The organism is Paractinoplanes durhamensis, from assembly GCF_016862175.1.
In the GTDB taxonomy this organism is placed as follows: domain Bacteria; phylum Actinomycetota; class Actinomycetes; order Mycobacteriales; family Micromonosporaceae; genus Actinoplanes; species Actinoplanes durhamensis.
Genome location: NZ_BOML01000048.1, coordinates 153,312 through 174,927, shown reverse-complemented (window position 1 = coordinate 174,927; position 21,616 = coordinate 153,312). Strand labels below are relative to the sequence as shown.

Sequence of the window (21,616 nt, the reverse complement as noted above, 5' to 3'; positions counted from 1 at the left end):
GCGTCACGTACGGAAGGAGCCGCCACCATGCGCGGAAAGCTGTTGTTCCTCACCGGCCTAGCGGCGGGCTTCGTCCTCGGCAGCCGTGCCGGTCGGGAGAAGTACGAGGAGATCCGGGAAAGCGCCAAGAAGGTGTGGGAGAGCCCGTCGGTCCAGGAGGCCGCCGGTGTCGCCCAGGCGCAGGCCACCAAGCTCTACACCGAGGGCAAGGACAAGCTCCAGGCCTCGAAGCTCGGCGAGAAGCTGCACACCACCACGAGCGACTCGCTGGCCTCCTCGAACAGCACCACCCCCGGCACGATCTGAGTACGCGTTCCCCCGACGGCCGCCCCACCGGGGCGGCCGTCGCGCTATCTCCGCTGCGCGGCGTGGAACGCGTCGTGCACGTGCTGGGGCAGCCGGCCGCGCGGGCCGACCAGGTGACCGTTGGCCCGGGCCCACGCTCGCACGGTCGCCGCGGTCACCGCCTTGGCGGCCGGTCCGGCCGGCTGCACGCAGGCCGCCAGCCTTTCGAACACCTTCGGCGTGACGATCCGGGTGCCCGCCCGCTGGGCCGCCACCCCTTTCGGCGAGCGCGGCCGCGGATGCCCGCTGACCAGCACGGCGGTGTGCGCGGACACGCTGTTGACCACCCGTAGCCCGGCCAGCTGGGCGGCCAGCTCGAGCCGGGAGCGGCGATAGGGCTCGCCGCCGGTGAACGCCACGGATTGCCCGGCGCGCAGCGGTTCCCCGTACCCCCAATCGGGCGGAAGCGGCCGGAAGCCGCCGCCGAACGTCTCGATCAGTTCGCCGCCGGCCTCGGCCAGGATGGCCTGCACCGCGCCCGCCGGCACGCCCAGCGCTGACCCGGCCGCGACGAGTTCGTCCCGCACCGCCTCGGCGACCGCCCCACCGGCGACGGCGGTCCGGGCCATCGCCAGCACGAGCCCCCGGTTCAGGTCGTCGAGCTCGTCCCGCCCGATGCCCACCGCCCGCCCGTGCTCAGCCAGCGCCGAGCCCACCAATCGGCCTTTCTCGATCGACACCGCGACCAACTCGAGGTAGCTCCCGGCGGCGGCCGGCGCATCCCCGGTCAGGGTGTCCGCGAGTGGCAGATCATCGAGCAGAGCCGCCAGCACCCCACATGCCGCCGGTCCGTGCTCGTGCACAGAAGTGCCAGGAAGGCCGGAAAGATAGGCCCCGAGCAGGCCCGCCGTGGCCCGCGCCTCGTCGAGTGCCCCGTCCGCGGACCACTCGACGCCCGCCGCCGCGCAGCAGTCCCGCAATCGCCGCCGGGCGAGATCCGGCAGATGGATCCGGCTCGCCTCGCACGTGCAGAGCACCGGCACCGCCGGCATCGGCACGTGCCCCCGCCCGAACTCCGCCGCCACGAACCGCAGCCCGAGGGCCGCGTGGTGCGCGGCAAAGGTCCGGCCGGCCAGCAGCCCCGCCAACTCGCCGATGCCGGGAGACGCCGACTCGCGTTCCACCCGCCCGGACGGATCGGTGGTGACCACCGCCATCTCAGTTATCCGATCGTGGTCCACGGAGAGTCCCGTGGTCCGAACGCTCATCACCGTATATCCGAACTCCACCGCCCGTCCCTCCCGCAACAGGAGGCTGATCGTGGCGGAGGCGTGGGCTCGCGGACATCACCCACTCATGTAGAGGGATTAACCCAATGGACGTACGGCACGACCGATCGTCCTTTTCGCCCCCGGCGTCACGATCGGCCCGGCGGGGGATCCGCGGATGACCGTCCCGGTGAACGGGTAGTGGCGGTGGGACGACACCTCCCCCGAACAGTCAGGAAATATCGCAGTCATACCCGACCCGGGGGTGTGCCATTCTGGCGCGACATTCGCCACGGCGTTGGGGGTTGCGATGGCGAAAGACGAGCTTGTCCGCGTCGTGCATGCCACGGCCGTCGCGGGCATCGAGGGGGTCCGCCGGCCGGCGGTGGCGATGCGGGCGCAGCCGCCGGCCGCGGACCTTGAACTGGACGCCGTGTTCCGGGCGATGACGGCGTCGGCCGCGCGGTCCGCCGCGCGGCCGCCCGCTCTCGTCGATGCGGTCCACCTGGTCCCGGACTTCGTCCCGGAAATGCCCTAGCTAGGCCGTAGTCCCGGTGACCGCACCCTGCTGCTGAGTGGTGCCCTGCTGAGTGGTGCCCTGCTGAGTGGTGCCCTGCTGAGTGGTGCCCTGTTGAGTGGAGCCGGATCCATCCTGGGTGGTCCCGCCCTGCTGAGTGGTTCCGTCCTGCTGAGTGGTTCCGTCCTGCTGGGTGCCGCCGAACCCGCCGCCACCCATCTGACCGCCCCCACCCGGCCCGCCACCGGTCCCGCCGCCCGGGAACTGCCCCTGCTGGGTGGTGCCGCTTCCGGAGTCGACGGCCATGCCGATGCCGAAGCCACCCCCGCCGGCCAGCGCCGCGGTCAGCGCGACCGCGGCCGCGACCTTCTTCCCGGTCCACCGGCCGGCGCTGGTCTGCGCCGGCTCGGTGGTGGCCGGGACGGAGGCCCATCCTTCGGTGGGTGGCACCCATTCCTGGGAGGTGGTCTCGGGCGTCACCTGATCAGTGCTCATCGCGCGTCCCCTTCAACGTCGAGCGAAGCAAAAGCTCTCATGACGTCGAAGGTGCGTGACCTGACTGTCGACAGGCTGTGACCGGCGTACGGGTTTGCTTATTCGGCCCGCACGTTGTCGATCGACACGTCCCCGCCGGTGTTCAGGTAGACCCACACCGCCCGGATGTCGGACGGGTCGAGGGTGACCCCGGCCGGGCAGCTGATGTCGCCGAACGACCGGGTGATCGTCTTGCTGCCGCCCGGGTTGCTCCAGGTCCACTGCCCGCCCTGGCACCAGGTGAACGCGTCCCCGACCTGCACCGCGATCTCCCCGACGCTGCCCGCGGTCTCCACCCGCATGTCGAACTTCAGCATCGACGTGCCGCTGAGGTCGAGCGGCGCGTCCAGGGCCCGCCCGAACCAGTTGCCGTTGACCGGGGTGTGCACGAGCAGCCCCGAGTCCCCGTCGGTGTGGAAGGCGCCGGTCGTCTCGACGCTGCCGCCACCGCCGGCATTGGCGATGGTGAACCCGTCCGTGCCACCCTCGAACGAGAACAGGGTGCGTTCGACGGGTTGCACCGGCCCACCCGAGCCGCAGGTCAGGATGGGTGCGGCCCAGTCGGCGTCGGCGGTGCCGGCCGAGGTCGCCGCCAGCCGCAGCCAGTTGACGCCGGTCAGGTCGGCGGTCAGCGTCTGCGGCGCGTCCCCGGCGGCGACCGTGGCGGAGGCGGCCACGGCGTCGTCCGCGTAGACGGTGAACGAGGCGGCGTCGCCGGTGGAGACACCCACGTCAGTAGTAAGCGAACTGCACGAACCACCCAGGTAGTAGCGGATCGACGACGGCGCACTGGTCCCGATCCCACGGGTGTAGACGTGCCCGCCGACGGTGATCAGGTTACCGTCACCCGGCGCGCTGCCCCCATTCGTCTGGTCGAGCTCGATCGGCCCCGACGCATTGCTGAAGTCGGCGGCGCGCACGGTGCTCAGGTACCGGGTGCCGCCTGGCGGCGGCGTCACCACGGTGACGACGAGAGTGCTTGCGGTGCTGCTCCGGTGCCTGTTTCCCCAGATGTACGAGGCCGTGACCGGCAACGCATAAGTCCCGGCCGTCACCGCCTCCGGCGCCCTGGCCGTCCACGAGGTGACCAGCGTCGCGTCGGTCGCCAGGGACCGTGCGCGGCTGCTGGTGTCCGCGGTGACGGTCCAGCCGGAGGGAGCGGTGACGCCGACCCGCACGTCGGTGAGCGACCCGGCCCCCCGGTTGGCGACGGTGCTGGTGAGCGGAATCGCGGTGGCCGGCGTGACGGTGCCGATCTCGGCGCCGACGACGACCGACGGCGCGACCGGCCCAGGGTCGTTGAGCGGCCGCACCTTGTAGACGACCGTCCCGTGTGGTGGCACGGCCGCCTCGACCCGGGTCCGGGCCTGGGTGACCGCCCCCGTCCACGCGTCCTGAAGACGCCAGGCCCGGCCCTTGCCGAGCGCGGTACCCACGGTGGCGAGCACGTCGGTCGAGTTGTAGAGCGCGATCGCGTGCTCCCCGTTGGCAAGGGGCTTGTCGAGAACCATCAGGCCGTCGGTATCGGAGACGACCCGCCCGGCCACCCCGAGCCGGTCCTGGTCGATCCCGATGATCTCGCGATTGGTCAGGATGGCGAGCGTCTCGGCCGAGGCCGACCGCAGGTCGGTACCGATGATCAGCGGCGCGGCCATCATCGCCCACATGCTCATGTGGGTCCGGTACTCGGCCGGGGTCATCCCGCCGTTGCCGATCTCCAGCATGTCCGGGTCGTTCCAGTGCCCCGGCCCGGCGTACGGCGCGAGCGGCGCGTTCTGCCTGATGATCGACCGCAGCGACGGCCAGTTGTCGCTGATGTCGCCGGTGGTCCGCCAGAGGTGCCCGACGTCGGCGCCCCACGTCCACGGCTGGGTGGTGCCCCACTCGCAGATGGAGAAGACGATCGGCCGCCCGGTGGCGGCGAGCGCGTCCCGCATCGTGGTGTAGCGGCGGACGTAGTCGGCCTGGGTCCCGTCCGACTGGTTGTAGCAGTTGTCGTACTTGAGATAGTCGACGCCCCAGCCGGCGAGGGTCTGCGCGTCGAGGGTTTCATGGCCGAGGCTGCCCGGGTAGCCGGCGCACGTGTTGGTGCCGGCATCCCCGTAGATGCCCAGCTTGAGGCCTTTGCTGTGGACGTAGTCGGCGGTTCCGGCGATGCCGGACGGGAACTTGACCGGGTCGGGGACGAGCCGCCCGGTGTCCGGGTCGCGGTCTTTGAGCGACCAGCAGTCGTCGATGTTGACGTACGTGTAGCCCGCGTCCTTGAGTCCTTCGGAGACGAAGAGGTCGGCGGTCTGCTTGATCAGGTCTTCGCTGACGTCGCAGCCGAACGCGTTCCAGTCGTTGAAGCCCATCGGCGGGGTGAGGGCGAGGCCGTCGTCGACGGCGAGAGCGGGACCGGCCGCGGCGACGGCACCGCAGGTCAGAGCGAGCGCTGCGGCGGCCGCCGCAGCGAGGATTCGACGCATGGTGAACTCCACGGTGGATAGGAGTTGTGACGTTTGTAATCCGGCACGGAGGCTACGCCAAGCAATCCACAGGAATCAATGCGTGACGATCCGGGTAGGGTGATCACGTGCCCGGAAATGTCGGCATGCGCGAGGTTGCCCGGGTGGCCGGCGTCTCGGTCTCCACCGTGGCCAACGTGCTGAGCCGGCCCGGCATCGTGGCGCCGGAGACCCGCCTGCGCGTGCAGCAGGCCATCGACCGGATCGGCTACGTGCCCAACGGCGCCGCCCGTCAGTTGCGCGGCGTGCCCAGCCCGATCGTCGGCAGCGTCACCCTCGACCTGGCCAACCCGTTCCACGCCGAGGTCAACCGCGGCATCGAGGACGGCCTGGCCGCGGCCGGCTGCCTGGTGCTGGCCTGCAGCACCGACCTGCGCCCGGACACCGAGACCCGGCTGCTGCACCTGCTCCAGCAGCAGAACGTGCGCGGCATCATCATCTCGCCGGCCCACCCCGACCCGGCCCAGCTGCTCGAGGTGAGCCGCCGCGGCACCCCGGTGGTGCTGCTCGACCATCCGAAGGAGCGGCTCGACCTGTGCGCGGTCGCCGTCGACGACGCCCTCGGCGGCCGGCTCGCCGGCGAGCACCTCCGCGAGCTGGGCCACCGCCGGATCGCCTACCTGGGCGCCACCGTCGACCCCGGCCCGGTCACCCGCCGCCGGGAGGGCCTGCGGCAGGCGGTGGGGGAGTTCCTGGACGTACGGATGGACGTGCACCCGCCGTCGCTGGGCGAGGCTGCGGCCGCGGCCGCCGGGCGGATCGTGGCCCTGGAACCGACCGCGGTGGTCTGCCTCAACGACACGGCGGCGCTCGGCCTGCTGGACGGGCTCGCTGCCCTCGGCGTACGCGTGCCGGAAGATCTTTCGATCGTGGGTTATGACGATCTGCCGTTCGCGCGGCGGCTGGCGCCCGCGCTGACCACGGTGAGCCAGCCGAAATACCAGCTGGGGCTGGCGGCGGCCGAATTGTTGCTGGACGAGGGGCGGCCCGGGCATGCCCATCGCGAGGTGCGTTTCCAGCCGCAGCTGGTGGTCCGAGCCTCGACCGCAGCACTCGCGCATTGACGGATGGCGATGCAGTAGGTAGCTTCGTCAGCACGTCTGTTACAGACGTTACAACGGTGTCTTGAGACATCCCGAGGGCGAGCGCGTGTGCCGAGACGGCACCGGGCTGGGGTGCGTAGTTCCCCCTTCCCGAAATCCCCCGTCCTCAGAGGCAGGTCATGAAGAAACATCTCATTGCCCTCGGTGCTGTCCTGCTCGCGGTAGCCGCATCGATCGTCGGCTTCGGCGGCCCCGCGTTCGCGGCCACCGGGCTGCACGTCTCCGGCACGAACATCGTCGAGTCCAACGGCAACGTCTTCGTGATGCGCGGCATCAACCACGCGCACACCTGGTACACCAACCAGACCAGCTCGTTCGCGAACATCAAGGCGACCGGCGCGAACACCGTCCGGGTCGTGCTCAGCGGCGGCCGCTGGACGGCCAACACGGCGGCCGATGTCACCAACGTCATCGCGCTGTGCAAGGCCAACAAGCTGATCTGCGTCCTCGAGGACCACGACACCACCGGGTACGGCGAGGACAGCGCGGCCTACACCCTCGACCAGGCGGTGAACTACTGGATCGGCCTGAAGAGCGTGCTGGTCGGCCAGGAGGACTACGTCGTCATCAACATCGGCAACGAGCCGATCGGCAACACCAACCCGAGCCAGTGGACCGCCGCCACCGTCGCGGCCATCCAGAAGATGCGCAGCAACGGCTTCCAGCACCTGCTGATGGTCGACGCGCCCAACTGGGGCCAGGACTGGCAGTACACGATGCGGGACAACGGCCAGACCGTGCTCAACGCCGACACCCAGAAGAACACCATCCTTTCCATCCACATGTACGCCGTCTTCAACACCGCCGCTTCGATCGTGTCCTACCTGGACACCTTCAAGAACAACGGCTGGCCGCTGCTGATCGGCGAGTTCGGCTGGCAGTTCTCGTCCAGCGAGGTGGACGACCAGACGGTGCTGTCCGAGGCGGTGAAGCGCAACCTCGGCTACATCGGCTGGTCCTGGTCGGGCAACACCGACCCGATCCTGGACATGACCACCGGCTTCGACCCGGCCCAGCTGACCACGTGGGGCCAGCGGATCGTCAACGGCGCCAACGGCCTCAAGACCAACAGCAAGGAGGCCTCGATCTTCGGCGGCAGCACCCCGACGACGACGCCCACCACGGCTCCGACCACCACGCCCACCACGGCTCCGACCACGGCGCCCACCACGGCCCCCACGACGGCGCCGACGACCATCCCGCCGTCCGGCGGCTGCTCGGCCACGTACGCGGTGACCGGCTCCTGGCCGAACGGGTTCCAGGGTGACGTCAAGGTGACCGCGGGCAGTTCGGCCATCAACGGCTGGACGGTGAACTGGACGTACGCCAACGGCCAGACCGTCACCCAGGCCTGGAACGCGACGGTGACCAGCAGCGGCTCGGCGGTCACCGCCAAGAACGTCAGCTACAACGGGAAGCTCGGGGCCGGCGCCTCGACGAACTTCGGCTTCCTGGGTTCGTGGACCGGCACCAACAGCGTTCCCACGCTGAGCTGCACCTCGAGCTGATCGGCAGGCCCGGAGCCGGGTGCGGGTGCGACCGCATCCGGCTCCGTTATCCGCTTGTTATCGTCTGCGTCCGAACCGGGCCACGGATGCCCGCATCGCATTGAAGGACAACGCGACAGCAAGCGGATCTGAAAGGCCCACCCATCATGCGTACCGCTCTTCTCCTCGGCGCCGTCGTTCTTCCCGCCGCTCTGCTGGCCACCGGTTGCTCCAGCGACGTGCAGACGGTCGGCGGCTCCGCCGGGCCGGTCACCGCGTCGCCGTCGGCCGTGGCCACCACTACCACCACCAGCACGGCGGTGGTTCCGGCCACGAGCGTGAGCAGTGCGCCGGACAGGACCGTCGACGTGACCGTGCCGGCGTCGCGGCCCGCGTCGATGACGCTCGGCCCGACCGGGCTGGGCAAGCTGAAGCTCGGCATGACCCAGGCCCAGGCCAACGCCACCGGGCAGATCAACGTCTGGGGACCGGTGTACGACGGGCAGACCGCGACCAAGGGCTGCATCGCGAAGACGACGCTCAAGCTGGCCGAGAAGGGCCGCGGCGTCGTCTACTTCTCCACCGGCCTGGGGGTCGTGATCATCGACGGCTTCGGCGGGATGGCCAGCCCGCAGGGCATCGGCGTCGGCAGTCCCACGAGCGAGGTGCTCAAGGCCTACCCCGACTACTCGAACGTCGACGAGGGCCAGACCGAGGGCCGTGGCTACGCGGCCGTGCCCGGCAACAGCGGCGCCACCTACCGGATCGAGATCAAGGACGGCCGGGTCAGCCACTTCACCCTGCAGTCGACGAAGCAGGACTGCTACGAGTGAACGTTGCGCACGATCTGGTCGGTCAGGTCGGCGTCCCCCACCTGCTTGATCTGCAGGTAGGTGTCGCCGGCCACCACCTCGCTCCAGGAGATGCCGGTGCCGGCGCACCCGGCCCACCGGGTCACCTGGGCGCCGGGGACGGTGCGCACCGACCACCGGGTGCACCGGTCATGGGTGGGCAGGGTGGCCCGGTCGAGGCCGTCGGCGCGGCCGGCGAAGAGGCCCGGGCCGCCGGCGTACTCCTCGTCCCACGCCGCCAGGTCGGCGGCGACCGCCAGCCCCGGCCGTTGGGCGGACGGCAGGCCGACCGCGGCCGGATCCCAGCCCGACTGCCGGGCCTGCCCGGCCCAGCCCGGCGGCACCGCGACCGAGAACGAACCGGTCGCGTCGGCCACCCGCACCCAGCCGGGCGGCGTGCTGCGGGCCGGCAGCGCGCCGCCGAGCAGCACCAGCACGGCCGCCGCGATCAGTCCGCCGACCGTCCGGCCGGCGATCTGCAGCGCCCGGTTGCGGCTGCGGGCCGGCGCGCCGGCCACCTCCTCCAGCGCGTCGGCCAGCGCGGCCGCGGTCGGCCAGCGCCGGTCCCGGTCGGGGGCCAGCGCGCGCAGCACGATCCGGTCGATCACCGGCGTGATCCCGCCGCGCAGCTTCGACGGCGCGACGACGGTGCCGCGCGGCGGCGCCGAGGTGAGCATCTGGTACGCCATCGCGCCGATCGCGTGCACGTCGGCGCGGACGTCCAGCCCGCCGCCCGGCCGTGACTGCTCCGGCGCCATGTAGCCGGGCGTCCCGGCGACCACCGTGAAACCGGACGCGAACGCCAGCGACTTGGCCAGCCCCAGGTCGGCGACCAGCACCCGCTCGACCCCGCGGACCGTGCCGAACAGCACGTTCGACGGCTTCAGGTCGCGGTGCAGCACCCCGGCGTCGTGCAGGTCGGCGGTGGCCCGGGCGATGTCGGCGGCGATCCGCATCGCGGTGCGGACCGGCATCGGCCCACTCTCCAGCCGTTCCGCCAGGGTGCCGCCGTCCGCGTACGTCATCACCTGGTAGGGCCGGCCGTCCGGCAGTTCGCCGTAGTCGTGGATGCGGACCAGCCGCTCCGAGTCGGCCCGGCGCAGCACCTGCGCCTCCTGCTCGAACCGGGCCCGCACGTCGGCCTGGTGCGCCCAGTTGTCGGCGAGCACCTTGATCGCCACCCAGGACTCGAGCACGTCGTCCTCGGCCAGCCAGACCGTGGCGAACGCACCCGCACCGAGGCGTCGCTCCACCCGGTAGCGGCCGATCTTGGCAGGCATTGACACACTGCACATTGTGCGGATGCCGCACGGGGATTGAGCACGGGGGAGTGGCATGGGAGACGAACGTCAGGAACTGCTGGCCCGGAAGGCGGCCGGTGGCGACAAAGCGGCCCTTGACGAGCTGCTCGCGCTGCTCCGGCCGCAGGTGCTGCGCCGCTGCGCCCGTTTCCTGCCCTGCTTCGAGGACGCCGAGGAGGCCTGCCAGGACGCGCTGCTGCAGGTGGCCCGCACGATCGAGCGGTTCGAGGGCCGGTCGATGTTCTCCACCTGGCTCTACGTGGTCGTCGCCAACAGCGCCCGGCAGACCTATCGCACCCTCAAGCGCCGCGCCGTCGAGGAGGCGCACGAGGCGCCGCCGCTCGACCGGCCCGACCCCCGCACCACCAGCGTCATCGCCGGTTCCCGCCTCGATTTCCTGGACGCTCTGGAACGCTTGGAGGCCCGCCGGCCGGACCTGGTCGCGCCGATCGTTCTGCGCGACGTCTGCCAGCTCGACTACGCCGAGATCGCCGAGCACCTCGGCGTCCCGGTCGGCACCGTGAAGTCCCGCATCCACCAGGGCCGCACCGACCTGCGCGAATACCTGGTGGCTTAGAGATATCCGTCGTTGCCGCAGGTGCGGCGCTGCAGCACGCAGTCCTTGGTGCGCTTGTTCATCGCGTCGGCGTCCCACATCAGGAACGCGTCGCCGTGCATCGAGGAGGCGCTCTTCCCGGCCGGGTCCGAGGACAGGTAGTAGCCCTGGGCGGTGCCCTTCACGCCGTACTGGATGTCGAAGGTCAGCGCCGGCATCCGGACCGGATGATCTTTCGGGCAGCCGCTGTCCGACCCGTACGCAATGTGGTCCTTGTGGTTGGGGCTGTCGAGGTTTTTGCCGTCCCAGCAATCCGGGAACTGCAGCATGAAGTGCAGCGTCGCCGGCTCGCCGCAGATCGGCCAGTTGCCGTTGGTGCTGCGCGCGATGCCGTCGAGGTCGCCGGGGCCGTAGAAGGCGCAGTAGAACTGGCCCTGCGCGCCCCGCGGCGTCGGCACCTTCTTCTTGGCGTCACCGGCGATCATCCGCAGCCCGGTGGGGATCGGCATGGTGCCGGTCGAGTTGTTCCGGATCGAGCGGTAGTAGACCCGGAATCCGGTGGTCTCGACCGGTTTCCTGGTGGCGGCGTCGTAGAGCGTCGGCACCCAGTAGGACGAGTGGTCGACGATCGGCTTGCAGGTGCTGGCGGTGAATTTGATCAGGTCGGCGGCGGTGGTGGCCGCGTCGACCGCCTTGTTGCCGACGAACGAGTGCATGTGCGAGGCGCCGGGCAGGCCGGGGAAGACGATCGGGTCGTCGGCGAGCCGGTGACTGTAGGTGCAGTCGGCCCGGAACTCGGGCTTGTCGCCCACCCCGGCCGGAACCGGGTCGGTCTTGCGCGCCTTGAACGCCGCGACCTGCGCCTGCCAGGCTTTCGGATCGACCGGGATCCAGCCGGGTTCGGCCGGTTTCGTAGCCGGCTTCGTGCTGGCGGGCGGCGTCGTCCTGGTGGCCGGGGGCGCGGCGGAAGATGCGGTCGCGACGATCGGCGCGGCCTTCGAGGCCAGGTCCGGGCCGTCGGACGACGACGAGCCATTCAGGTGTACGGCCACCGCCCCCACCACGACCGCAACCACGGCCGCACCGCCCAAGGCGGCGGCCAGGCCCCGCTTCGAGCGGCGGGATTCGGGTTCGGGGAGCGCGGTGATCGACACGCGGAGCAGCATAGGAACGCCACCATGCGGTTCCCTACCTGCTTAAGGCGTCGCTAAGAAGATCTGCCCGTTCGACCTTGGCAGCGGCCCGCGTTGGTGCGAAGGTCGAGGCGTGCTGGACCCCTATGCCGACGACAGCCACCGCTGGCTCGAGGATCTGGACGGGCCCGACGCCGTGCGGTGGGTCGAGGAGCGCAACACCGAGACCCTGAGCGCGCCGGCCGGCGACGACTTCCGGCAGACCCGGGACGAGATCCGGGAGATCCTCGACAGCAAGGACCGCATCCCGGTGCCGAGCCGGCGCGGTGACGGCTTCTACTACGACTTCTGGCGGGACGCCGACCACCCGCGCGGGCTGTGGCGGCGGACCACGCCTGAGGAGTTCCGCCGGGACGAGCCCGACTGGGACGTGCTGCTCGATCTCGACGCGCTGAACGCGGCCGAGGGCGAGAACTGGACGTGGAGCTACGTGTCGGTGCTCCGCCCGGGCTACGACCGCTGCCTGATCAGCCTGTCCCGGGGCGGCGCCGACGCGGTCGTGGTCCGCGAGTTCGACCTGCGCACCCGGTCCTTCGTCGCGGACGGGTTCACGCTGCCCGAGGCGAAGAGCGACGTCAGCTGGATCGACGCCGACCACCTCTACGTGGCGACCGACTTCGGCCCCGGCTCGATGACCTCGTCCGGCTACCCGCGGGTGGTGAAGTGCTGGCGGCGGGGGACCCCGCTGGCCGACGCCGCATTCATCTACGAGGGGGAGCCGGACGACGTCGCGGTCCGGGTCAGCCACGATCCGGACGTCGGGTACGAACGGGACTTCGTCGGCCGCTACATCGACTTCTACCGCAGCGAGCAGTTCCTTCGGCGGCCCTCCGGCGAGCTGGTGCGGATCGACGTCCCGGAGGACGCCGACTGCATCGTGCACCGGGAGTGGCTGCTGATCCGCCTGCGCTCGCCGTGGCTGACCTTCCCGGCCGGCGCCCTGCTGGCCGCCGAGTTCGAGCCCTACCTGGCGGGCCGGCGGGACCTGACCGTCCTGTTCGAACCGGACGCGCACACGTCGCTGAGCTCCTGGTGGTGGACGCGTCACCACCTGCTCCTGGTGACGATGACCGACGTGCGATCCCGGGTGCACGTGCTGACCCCGGATTCACCGGAGTGGCGGCGGGAACCCCTGCCCGGTCCGGCCGAGTTCGATCACCTCGGGATCGTCGACACCGAGCCGGACACCGACGATTCGTACCTGATCTCGGCCGAGGGTTTTCTGCGGCCGCGGACCCTCAGTCTCGGCAGGGTCGGCGGCGAGACCGCGGTCCTCAAGCGGCAGCCGGCGTTCTTCGACACCGCCGGCATGGCGGTGCACCAGCATTTCGCGGTCTCCGACGACGGCACCCGGGTGCCCTATTTCGTGGTCGGCCCGGACACCGGCGGCGCGGACACCGGCGGCGCGGACACCGGCGGGCCGGCCCTGCTGACCGGCTACGGCGGCTTCGAGATCGCCCGGACCCCGGCCTACGACGGGGTCACCGGGCGCGGCTGGCTGGCCCGCGGCGGCACCTACGTGGTCGCGAACATCCGGGGCGGCGGCGAGTACGGCCCGGCCTGGCACCGGGCCGCGCTGCGGGAGAAGCGGGTCCGGGCGTTCGAGGACTTCGCGGCGGTCGCCCGCGATCTGGTCGCCCGCGGGATCACCACCCCGGACCGGCTCGGCATCCGTGGCGGCAGCAACGGCGGCCTGCTGATGGGTGTGATGCTGACCCGCTACCCGGAGCTGTTCGGCGCGGTCGTCGCCTCGGTGCCGCTGCTCGACATGCGCCGCTACACGAAGCTGCTGGCCGGCCGCTCGTGGATCGCCGAGTACGGCGACCCGGACGACGAGGCCGACTGGGCCTACCTGCGCGAGTTCTCGCCCTATCAGAACGTCCGGCCCGGCCGGCCCTACCCGCCGGTCCTGTTCATCACGTCGACCCGCGACGACCGGGTGCATCCCGGGCACGCCCGCAAGATGATGGCCCGGCTGCGCGAGCACGGGTACGACGCGTCCTACTACGAGAACGTCGAGGGCGGCCACGGCGCGGCCGCCGACAACGAGCAGGCCGCCACGATCGCGGCCCTGATCCTGGAGTTCCTCCGGCGCAAGCTCACCTGACCGGCCGGGCCCCGCGCGGGACCCGGCCGGAACGTGGTGATCAGACGGTGGCCGGGGCCGCGGTGGTCTCGGTCGGCTCGGGCGTCACCGTCTCGGTCGGCTCGGGCGTCACCGTCTCGGTCGGCTCCGGCGTCGCGGTCTCGGTGGGCTCCGGGGTGGCCGTGTCGGTGGGCTCCGGGGTGGCCGTGTCGGTGGGCTCCGGGGTGGCGGTCTCGGTCGGCTCCGGCGCGACCGCGTTGACGAAGATCGGGCCACCCTGGGTGGTGTCGGTGACCGGGGAGTAGCGCGCCGTCCAGAACGCGCTCGACAGGCACAGCGACGAGCCGCTGATCTTGTTGAACTGCTGGTTGGTGAACTTGATGGAGTTGGTCGCGTTGTCGGTGGCCCCGGTGAGCGAACCGGCCACCGGCTGGTAAACGCAGGTGATCACGCCGAGCAGGGTGGTGATGACCACGGTGGACTGGATCGGCCCGGCGCTGCCCGGTGCGACCGACACCGCGCCGGTCGCGCCGTCCACGGCGACCTTGTAGGCGAGGTTGTTCAGCGTCACGCTGCGAACCCCGAGGGTGCCGATGATGTTGCTGGAGCAGCCGCTGAAGGTCTGCGCGTCGATCGTCTGGGTGGCCACCCCCGGGGCGGGCGGGTTCGCCGTCACGGTCGACGAGAAGCTGGAGGCGGTGCAGGTCACGCCGCTGGTACCGGTGGCCGTCGAGTAGAAGGTCGCGGTCGTGCCGGTCGCCAGCGACGCGGCGACGGTGTCACCGACCGCGGCGTTCGGCCCGCCGGCCCCGCCGACGGTGAAGACGGCGCCGGTGTCGGCGAAGGCGGCGGTCGCCAGAAGGGTCGCGCAGAGCGCGCCACCGGCCACGGTCGCGAGGTACAAGGATTTACGCATTACTGCTCCCTCTGGTGCTGCTTTTGTCGGTGGACTACAAAGCGATGGCCCCGCATTGGAAATGGCGTCCAATGGGGATTCGAATTCCCCTCCCAGGGCGCTCGAACTTGATCATGGCGCAGCGCGGGAAGACCGCATATTCGCAGGTGTATGCGGTTTCCCGAGGACGGACGAAGCATGGAGGTGGTGCCGCGGAATTGACGACCGGGTGGGGGCGGGAAACTGATCCAGTTACTACTAGTCAGTAACCAGTCGATTTATATGCCTCAATAGGTCCGGCCGTCAAGAGTGGCCCGATCCCGATCGCTCTATCCTGGGCGGATGGATCTCGAGTTCAGCGGCGAGATGTGGTTCTGGCGGGGGCCGGCGCCCTGGCACTTCGTGACCGTGCCCGAGGATCAGTGCCAGGAGATCGCCGAGACCGCATCGATGGTGACCTACGGCTGGGGGATGATCCCGGTGGCCGCCCGGATCGGCCGCACCGGCTGGACCACCGCCCTGTGGCCCAAGGACGGGCGCTACATCGTGCCGGTCAAGACAAAGGTCCGCCAGGCCGAGCAGATCGACCTGGGCGACCTTGTGACGGTCCACCTGACCATCTGACCAACCTTTAGAGAAATTAACTTTCCAATGGTCAGTATTAAGCTGAGTCGGATGGACCCCGCGCAACTGCGGCTGCTCGCCCTGATCGACCGGCACCGCTCGCTGTCCGCGGCCGCCGCCGCTCTCGGTGTCACCCCGGCCGCCGTCACCCAGCAGGTCGCCCGCGCCGAGCGTGAATGCGGGGCGCCGTTGGTGCACCGTGGGCCGCGCGGTGCCTCGCTGACCGCCGCCGGTGCGCTGCTCGCCGCGCACGGCGAGGTGATCGACCAGCGCACCCGGCGGGCCGCCGACGAACTCGCGGCGCTGCTCGGGCGGATGTCCCTGCGGCTGCGGGTCGGCACGTTCCAGGCGGCCGCCCTGCACCTGCTGCCGCCGGCCCTGACCGCGCTGCGGCACCGCTACCCGGACGCGGACCTCTCGGTCGTCGACACCCTGTCGGAGAACGGCGTGCCGGCGGTGGCGGCCGGCGACCTGGATCTCGCGGTCGTCGCCGCCTGGGACGGGCCGCCGGCGACGGCCGAGCACGTCAGCCTGCATCCGCTGCTCGACGACCCGATGGTGGTGGTGCTGCCGGATGATCACCGGCTGGCCGGCGGCCGGGCGCCGCTGCGCCTGGAGCAGCTGCGCGACGAGGCGTGGGTGACGATCATGGCCGGGCCGGCCGCCCGCGCGCAGTTCGACCGGGCGGCCGCGGCGGCCGGGTTCACCCCGAAGATCAGGTTCCAGACCGCGTCGTACGACGTAGCGCAGGCCCTGGTCGGCACCGGCATCGGGGTCGCGCTGGTTTCCCGGCTGGCCCTCGCCGGCACCCCCAGCACCGTGCACCGCGAACTGGCCGGCCCCGGCCTGCAGCGCCGCCTCTATGCCGTGACCCTCACGGACTCGAGCCTGACGCCGCTGACCGGGACCTTCCTCGACCTGCTGCGGGACGTCGCGACCGGTTGATCTACTTCCAGTACTTCGTCTCGACGTCGGTGTCGGCCGGGTCGCCGCCGCCGTAGACATACGCCTTCGCGGCGCTGTCGCCCAGCTGGGCGAGCAGGAACTGCGCCGTCCACCGGCCGATCGTCTCCACGCTGACCGATTGCGACAGGGTTTGCGCCGACGAGTCCGGGATCGCGCCGGCCGGGTTCTGGCTGTCGGTGATGCCGTAGTGGTTGGCGCCGGTGACGCTGACGAACAGCTTCGGGGTGCCGGCCAGAAGGTAGTAGGTGGTGAGGCTGTCGGCCGGGCTGCCGATGCCGTCGACGCTGCCCTGGATCAGGGCGACCGGCACGTTGTTGAGCACCGGCAGCACCAGCGAGGTGCCCGGCACGGCGTTGTTGGTGCCGTAGAAGGCGGCCGCCTTCAGCTCGGACGGCGCGATCGCGATCGAGTCGGTGAACGGGACGATCGAGAGGCCGGTGCTGACGCCGAGCCCGGCCGCGCCGCCGAACGAGTGGCCGGCCAGCAGCAGCTTGCCGCTGTCGATCTGGCCCTTGAGCGGCGAGCCGCTGCGCGCGTCCTCGTCGTCGGCCCAGTCGGCGGTCCAGTTGGCCTCGAGCGCGTCGGCGTAGAGGCCGGTGGCGTCGGAGACCGTGCGGGTGTGGTCGGGCACCGTGACGACGAAGCCGTAGGACGCGACCTTCCGCGCGAACGCCGCGTAGAAGCCCTTGTCCACGTTGGCGCCCTGCAGCAGCAGGACGACCGGCCAGTCCTTGTGCGACGCGGTCGTAGCCGGGTAGTAGACGTCGGCCGGATCACCGTTGATCGTCGTGCCGAACGAGCTGGTCGAGCCGTAGACGGTCGCGGCCGAGGCCGAACCGGGACTGACGAGAACGCCTGCGAGGAGGGCACCGGCGGCGGCGAGTGCCGCACCCCGCCGGTTGAGACGAAGGGCCATGCGAGAGCCTCGTTTCCCTGGACGTAACGACGTTTCCTTTTGGGAGAGCGTCGTGCATCCGGCACCTCGCGGTCAAGAACATCGATCAAAAAGAGCGCGCTCTGTCCGAAACGGATCAAACGGCCGCGCGGGTCCTCGGTAGCATGAGCCATGCGTCGATCTGCGGACCTGATGCAGTTGCTGACCCGAGCCGAACGCCTGATGGCCCGCCGGCTCGCCACGGTCCTGGCCGGCGAGGGGCAGAGCCTCGACGCCTGGCGGGTGATCTCGATGCTCGCCGACGGCCGCGGCCACTTCATGACCGAGCTCGCCGACGGCGCGTTCCTGCCGCCCGGCAGCCTCACCCGCCTGGTCGGCCACCTGGTCGACACCAACCTGCTCCACCGCCGGGTGGACGACGTCGACCGGCGCCGCATCCGCGCCTACCTGACGCCGCGCGGCCACCGCCTCCACCAGCGGGTTTCCGAGGCCATGCGGGAGAGCCTGCCGGTCGACGAGGAGCTGGAGAGCCGGCTCGCCGCCTTCGTCGATCACCTTGCCGCGCCGGTGACGGGGATCACTTATTGACGACCGATCGAGTACGGTCGGTGCATGCCCGAGCTCTACTCTCGACGGTCGTTCCTGGCCGGGGTGCTGACCGCCGGGATGCTGTCCACCGCCGCCGGCTACTTCTTCACCCGGCGTGAGTCGATCACTCTCACCCTGGCCACCGGGGTCGACGCGACCGGCGCCCGGGCGCTGCTGGTAACGATGTGGAACGAGCTGAACCCGGACACCCAGATCAGGGTGCTCGAGGTCAACAGCTCCACCCGCGACCAGTTCGACAAGTTCAACGAGACCCGGGCCGACATCTTCAACCTCGACGCCATCCACATCCCGCGGTTCGCCGACGAGAAGAAGATCGTTTCCTTCCGGCCGGAGAATGACATCTCGCTGCTCGGCCCGATCCGCCGGCTGTGCCAGCGGCCCGGCACCGACGACTACTGGGCGGTGCCGTTCAACGCCGACGTCGGCATGCTGTTCCGCCGGGTCACCGACAAGCGGGCCGACGCCGAGCCCACCCTGGCCCAGGTCCTGACCGCATCGGCCACCGGTCCGGTGCGGTTCGCCGGCCAGCTCGACACGGTCAGCCAGCAGACCGACGAGGCGTTCGTCTGCAACGTCCTCGAGCACGCCCTGGCCCAGGACGACGCGATCCTCGACGAGGCCGGCGTGCTCTCCTACGGTCTCGGCCAGTGGCGCGAGGCGCTGGCCCCGCTGGCCACCGCGATCCAGCACAAGCGCCTGGTCACCGCGGCCGGCGAGGCCGACACCACTCGCGCCTTCCAGCAGGACACGCTGCGCTGGATGCGGCACTGGCCGGTCACCCTGACGTCGATCGAGCGCCCCGAGCGGGCCAAGGCCGGCACCGCCGAGATCCGGCTGGGCCGCTTGCCGGTCGGCATCCTCGGCGGCCAGAGCCTGGCCATCTCGGCCGCCACCGAACACCGCGACGAGGCGGCCAGGGCGATCCACTTCCTGACCGACACCCCCGCCCAGAAACTCCTGGCCAGCTTCGGCTTCGCCCCCACCGGCGTGGACGCCTACACGGATGCCCACCTGCAGGACACCCTGCCCCAGCTGAACACCATCCGGTACGCGGTGGAGGGCTCCCGCCCGCGCCCGATGCACCCCAACTACGCCGAGTTCGCCCGGATCTTCGCCGACCACACCCGCCGCCACCTGCACGAGAACGAACCGCTGACACAGCGCTTCATCCAGGACATCCAGGAGGCCCTGCGATGACCACCGACGGCATCGAGGCATGGCAGCTGTCCATCCTGGTCACCGCGGCGATAGTGCTGATCGAGGCGGCCGTGAACGCGGCCCTGCGCCGCCGCCCGAACGTCATCCTGCACAAGCGCATCCGAACAGGCGCCCTGGCCGCGTTGGTGGCCCTGACGGTGATCGTCTTCGTGGCGGCCCTGGGCCCGTCGCTGGCCGACGAGCTCTCCAGCGTGGCCGCCGCCGCGGCCGCAGTGGTAGCCCTATGGCTGACCTACCGCTCCTACCACTCGTCCCACGACTCCGACCTGAGCGGCACCGGCGCCCCCACCGCCCCGCCGTCTGAGCCGCCGCCGGCTCCGGCCCTGTCCGTCAGGCCGAAGGCCGCCGCGCCGGCGCCCCGTTCCCGCCGCGGCCGCGCGGGCCGTAAGTAGGACCTGGGAAATTTGTCTCGGCGTAATTGACCATCTGGGTGTGCTGTGGGTCACAATCTTGAGTCATGGGTGACTTACGTGTGGTGGTTTGCGGTGGTGGGCCGGCGGCCGGTGTCGTCGGGCTGATCGTGGAGGCGGCGCGCCGCGGGTGGACCGTCGATGTGACGGCGACCGAGAGCGGGCTCGAGTTCTTCGACTCGGCCGAGGTTCGGCGGGCCAGCGGGCGGCCGGTGCGGACCACCTACAAGTTCGCGCCGGACGGGCGGCGGATCTCGCCGCCGGCCGATGCGCTGATCGTGGCGCCGGCGACGTTCAACACGATCAACAAGCTGGCGGCCGGCATTGCGGACACCTACCCGCTCTCGTCGGTGGCCGAGGTGATCGGGCGCGGGGTGCCCACCGTGGTGGTGCCGGCGGTCAACTCGGCGCTCGCCGCCCGGCTGCCGTTCCGCCGGGCCGTCGACGACCTGCGCTCGGAGGGAGTGCGGGTGCTCCTCGGCGTCGAGGACGGCTGGGAGCCGCTGCCGCCGGGCCAGAACGACCCTCGTAAGTTCCCCTGGTTGAAGGCGCTTGACCTGGTCGAGGACGCTTTCGGTTTGACAACCGTCGATCAGGGCGTTCCGATGAGGGCATGATTTTCCAGGCGGTTCTGGCGGCGGTTCTCACGACGGGTTCCGGGGTCCCGCACGATCCGCTCGCCGGGATGACGCTGGCCGAGAAGGCCGGGCAGATGGTCGTCTCGTACGTCTACGGCGACAACGCCACCGCGCCCTCGGCCGCCGACGCCGCCGCCAACCAGGCGATGTTCGGCGCCGACGTGCGCACCGGCGCGCAGGCCGTCGCGAAATACCACCTGGGTGGGGTCATCTACTTCACCTGGAGCCACAACCTGGGCTCGCCGGCCCAGATCGCCGGGCTCTCCAACGGGTTGCAGGCCGCCGCGATCGCCGACACCGGCGTTCCGTTGCAGGTCAGCACCGACCAGGAGGGCGGGGTGGTCAACCGGATCGGGGCGCCCCTCGCGGTCTCGCCGGGCAACATGGCGCTCGGCGCCACCTTCGACCCGCGGCAGGCCGAGCAGGCGGCCCGGGTGAGCGGTACCGAGCTGCGGGCGCTCGGCATCAACGTGGTGGACGCCCCGGTGGTGGACGTCAACACCAACCCGGCGAACAGCGCCGACGGCGTCCGGGCGTTCAGCGACCGCACCCCGCACGTCGCCGCCTTCACCACGAAGGCCATCCAGGGCTACGAAACCGCCGGCATCGGTACGCAGGCCAAACACTTCCCGGGCCTCGGCGACACGACCGTCAACACCGACAACGGAGTGGCCGTCACCGACGAGAGCCGCGCCGAGATCCTGAAGACGCACGTCCCGCCGTTCCGCGCCGCGATAAAAGCCGGCGCCGACAGCATCATGGCCGCCCACATCGTCGCCCCGTCGCTGGACCCGAGCGGCCGCCCGGCCAGCCTGTCCAGGCCGATCATCACCGATCTGCTCCGCAAGCAGCTGCACTTCAACGGCGTGGTGATCACCGACGCGCTGGACGCCGCGGCCCTGGCCGGCTACACCGACCAGGAGATCGTCCTCGACGCGGTGAACGCCGGCGTCGACCAGCTGCTGATGCCCCGCAACGTCCCGCTGGCGGTCCAGACCCTGATCGACGCGGTCGGCACCCACCAGATCAGCGAGCGCCGCATCGACCAGTCGGTCCGCCGCATCCTGCGCACGAAGACCTACGACCCGTACGTCCCGGCGACCCCGGTCGTCGGCACCCCCGACCACCTCGCCACGATGGCCACCGCCGCGGCCCGCTCGATCACCGTCCTGCGTGCGAAAGACCTGCCGATCACCAGCCAGAACGTCCTGGTCACCGGCTGGGGCGTGTCGACCACCACCAACCTGGCCGCCGCCCTGTCCGCGACCCGCCTCTACACCGGCTCCCCGTCCGAGGCGGTGATCCAGCAGGCGGTGGCGGCGGCGCAGCAGGCCGACGTCACCGTGGTGACGACCTACAACGCCTGGTCCGACCCCACCCAGCAGCGCCTGGTCACGGCCCTGCTGGCGACCGGCAAGCCGATCGTGGTGGCCGCGGTCGGCGCCCCCTACGACCTCGCTCACTTCCCGGCGGCCACCACCTACGTGGCCGCCTACGGCTACCAGCCGGTCTCGGTCACCGCGCTCGCCGCGGTCCTGCGCGGCACGGCCCCGGCGCCGGGCCACCTCCCGGTGACGATCAAAGGCCTTTTCCGGTACGGATCGGGCGGGGTCGCCGGACCGTCCGATGTCGACTACCTTGCGCGTTGATCATCGGCGAACTGCCGGTGACGC

The 21,616-nt window shown here is 70.9% G+C and carries 21 protein-coding genes; 14 read left to right on the top strand and 7 right to left on the bottom strand.

Going from position 1 to position 21,616, the window contains the following annotated elements; genetic code table 11:
• The first annotated feature begins 27 nt into the window (after nucleotides 1–27).
• Nucleotides 28–306 carry a hypothetical protein gene (locus Adu01nite_RS29920; protein ID WP_203731602.1) on the top strand — a complete coding sequence of 93 codons (279 nt, stop codon included), beginning with the start codon at nucleotides 28–30 and terminating at the stop codon, nucleotides 304–306.
• 44 nt (nucleotides 307–350) lie between these two features.
• Here the strand turns inward: Adu01nite_RS29920 and Adu01nite_RS48025 are convergent, their stop codons facing one another.
• The gene (locus Adu01nite_RS48025) at nucleotides 351–1,526 is read right to left on the bottom strand and encodes an Lsr2 family DNA-binding protein (protein ID WP_239132790.1); all 1,176 of its coding nucleotides are present in this window, start codon (nucleotides 1,524–1,526) and stop codon (nucleotides 351–353) included.
• 337 nt (nucleotides 1,527–1,863) lie between these two features.
• Between Adu01nite_RS48025 and Adu01nite_RS29910 the strand changes: the two genes are divergently transcribed.
• Nucleotides 1,864–2,091, top strand: a complete 228-nt coding sequence (locus Adu01nite_RS29910; RefSeq protein ID WP_203731599.1) for a hypothetical protein — start codon at nucleotides 1,864–1,866, stop codon at nucleotides 2,089–2,091.
• Here Adu01nite_RS29910 and Adu01nite_RS29905 read toward each other — a convergent pair whose 3' ends face one another.
• Both Adu01nite_RS29905 and Adu01nite_RS29900 read right to left on the bottom strand, forming a co-directional pair.
• Nucleotides 2,092–2,565: a hypothetical protein gene (locus Adu01nite_RS29905; protein WP_203731597.1), complete on the bottom strand. Its 474-nt coding sequence runs from the start codon at nucleotides 2,563–2,565 to the stop codon at nucleotides 2,092–2,094.
• 98 nt (nucleotides 2,566–2,663) lie between these two features.
• Entirely contained in the window at nucleotides 2,664–5,072 is a 2,409-nt protein-coding gene (locus Adu01nite_RS29900; RefSeq protein ID WP_203731595.1) for an NPCBM/NEW2 domain-containing protein, read from the bottom strand.
• Between the two features lie 107 nt (nucleotides 5,073–5,179).
• On the opposite strand from Adu01nite_RS29900, the gene Adu01nite_RS29895 reads away from it, so the two are divergent.
• The 3 genes from Adu01nite_RS29895 to Adu01nite_RS29885 all read left to right on the top strand — a co-directional run bounded on the left by Adu01nite_RS29895 (nucleotide 5,180) and on the right by Adu01nite_RS29885 (nucleotide 8,534).
• Nucleotides 5,180–6,175, top strand: a complete 996-nt coding sequence (locus Adu01nite_RS29895; RefSeq protein WP_203731593.1) for a LacI family DNA-binding transcriptional regulator — start codon at nucleotides 5,180–5,182, stop codon at nucleotides 6,173–6,175.
• A 158-nt stretch (nucleotides 6,176–6,333) separates the two neighbouring features.
• Nucleotides 6,334–7,722 (top strand): cellulase family glycosylhydrolase, encoded by a 1,389-nt coding sequence (locus Adu01nite_RS29890; protein ID WP_203731591.1) that lies wholly within the window; start codon nucleotides 6,334–6,336, stop codon nucleotides 7,720–7,722.
• A gap of 146 nt (nucleotides 7,723–7,868) precedes the next feature.
• Nucleotides 7,869–8,534, top strand: coding sequence for a hypothetical protein (locus tag Adu01nite_RS29885; protein ID WP_203731589.1), 666 nt, complete (start codon nucleotides 7,869–7,871; stop codon nucleotides 8,532–8,534).
• On the opposite strand, the gene Adu01nite_RS29880 is transcribed toward Adu01nite_RS29885, so the two are convergent.
• Complete coding sequence (locus Adu01nite_RS29880) at nucleotides 8,525–9,832, bottom strand: serine/threonine-protein kinase (RefSeq protein ID WP_203731588.1); 1,308 nt, start codon at nucleotides 9,830–9,832, stop codon at nucleotides 8,525–8,527. The genes Adu01nite_RS29885 and Adu01nite_RS29880 overlap by 10 nt on opposite strands.
• Nucleotides 9,833–9,887: 55 nt before the next feature.
• On the opposite strand from Adu01nite_RS29880, the gene Adu01nite_RS29875 reads away from it, so the two are divergent.
• Nucleotides 9,888–10,430 carry an RNA polymerase sigma factor gene (locus tag Adu01nite_RS29875; protein ID WP_203731586.1) on the top strand — a complete coding sequence of 181 codons (543 nt, stop codon included), beginning with the start codon at nucleotides 9,888–9,890 and terminating at the stop codon, nucleotides 10,428–10,430.
• Here Adu01nite_RS29875 and Adu01nite_RS29870 read toward each other — a convergent pair.
• A complete protein-coding gene (locus tag Adu01nite_RS29870; RefSeq protein WP_203731584.1) occupies nucleotides 10,427–11,563 on the bottom strand; it encodes a DUF1996 domain-containing protein in 1,137 nt (378 codons plus the stop codon). The two genes, Adu01nite_RS29875 and Adu01nite_RS29870, sit on opposite strands and share 4 nt — an antisense overlap.
• 112 nt (nucleotides 11,564–11,675) lie before the next feature.
• On the opposite strand from Adu01nite_RS29870, the gene Adu01nite_RS29865 reads away from it, so the two are divergent.
• Complete coding sequence (locus Adu01nite_RS29865) at nucleotides 11,676–13,709, top strand: prolyl oligopeptidase family serine peptidase (RefSeq protein WP_239132789.1); 2,034 nt, start codon at nucleotides 11,676–11,678, stop codon at nucleotides 13,707–13,709.
• A gap of 40 nt (nucleotides 13,710–13,749) precedes the next feature.
• Here Adu01nite_RS29865 and Adu01nite_RS29860 read toward each other — a convergent pair whose 3' ends face one another.
• Nucleotides 13,750–14,604 (bottom strand): Tat pathway signal sequence domain protein, encoded by an 855-nt coding sequence (locus tag Adu01nite_RS29860; RefSeq protein ID WP_203731582.1) that lies wholly within the window; start codon nucleotides 14,602–14,604, stop codon nucleotides 13,750–13,752.
• 321 nt (nucleotides 14,605–14,925) lie between these two features.
• Between Adu01nite_RS29860 and Adu01nite_RS29855 the strand changes: the two genes are divergently transcribed.
• Both Adu01nite_RS29855 and Adu01nite_RS29850 read left to right on the top strand, forming a co-directional pair.
• On the top strand, nucleotides 14,926–15,207 hold the full coding sequence (locus Adu01nite_RS29855) for a DUF1905 domain-containing protein (protein ID WP_203731580.1): 282 nt from the start codon (nucleotides 14,926–14,928) through the stop codon (nucleotides 15,205–15,207).
• A 51-nt stretch (nucleotides 15,208–15,258) separates the two neighbouring features.
• A complete protein-coding gene (locus tag Adu01nite_RS29850; RefSeq protein WP_203731578.1) occupies nucleotides 15,259–16,152 on the top strand; it encodes a LysR family transcriptional regulator in 894 nt (297 codons plus the stop codon).
• 1 nt (nucleotide 16,153) lies between these two features.
• On the opposite strand, the gene Adu01nite_RS29845 is transcribed toward Adu01nite_RS29850, so the two are convergent.
• Nucleotides 16,154–17,089 carry an alpha/beta hydrolase family protein gene (locus Adu01nite_RS29845; RefSeq protein ID WP_203731576.1) on the bottom strand — a complete coding sequence of 312 codons (936 nt, stop codon included), beginning with the start codon at nucleotides 17,087–17,089 and terminating at the stop codon, nucleotides 16,154–16,156.
• 150 nt (nucleotides 17,090–17,239) lie between these two features.
• On the opposite strand from Adu01nite_RS29845, the gene Adu01nite_RS29840 reads away from it, so the two are divergent.
• The 5 genes from Adu01nite_RS29840 to Adu01nite_RS29820 all read left to right on the top strand — a co-directional run bounded on the left by Adu01nite_RS29840 (nucleotide 17,240) and on the right by Adu01nite_RS29820 (nucleotide 21,592).
• Entirely contained in the window at nucleotides 17,240–17,656 is a 417-nt protein-coding gene (locus Adu01nite_RS29840) for a MarR family winged helix-turn-helix transcriptional regulator (protein WP_203731574.1), read from the top strand.
• Nucleotides 17,657–17,680: 24 nt separating this feature from the next.
• Nucleotides 17,681–18,874 (top strand): extracellular solute-binding protein, encoded by a 1,194-nt coding sequence (locus Adu01nite_RS29835; protein WP_239132788.1) that lies wholly within the window; start codon nucleotides 17,681–17,683, stop codon nucleotides 18,872–18,874.
• Nucleotides 18,871–19,287, top strand: coding sequence for a hypothetical protein (locus tag Adu01nite_RS29830; RefSeq protein ID WP_203731572.1), 417 nt, complete (start codon nucleotides 18,871–18,873; stop codon nucleotides 19,285–19,287). The genes Adu01nite_RS29835 and Adu01nite_RS29830 overlap by 4 nt, the downstream gene beginning before the upstream one ends.
• A 65-nt stretch (nucleotides 19,288–19,352) precedes the next feature.
• Nucleotides 19,353–19,922 (top strand): flavoprotein, encoded by a 570-nt coding sequence (locus tag Adu01nite_RS29825; protein WP_203731570.1) that lies wholly within the window; start codon nucleotides 19,353–19,355, stop codon nucleotides 19,920–19,922.
• A complete protein-coding gene (locus Adu01nite_RS29820) occupies nucleotides 19,919–21,592 on the top strand; it encodes a glycoside hydrolase family 3 protein (RefSeq protein WP_203731568.1) in 1,674 nt (557 codons plus the stop codon). Before Adu01nite_RS29825 ends, Adu01nite_RS29820 begins: the two co-directional genes overlap by 4 nt.
• Nucleotides 21,593–21,616: the final 24 nt, after the last annotated feature.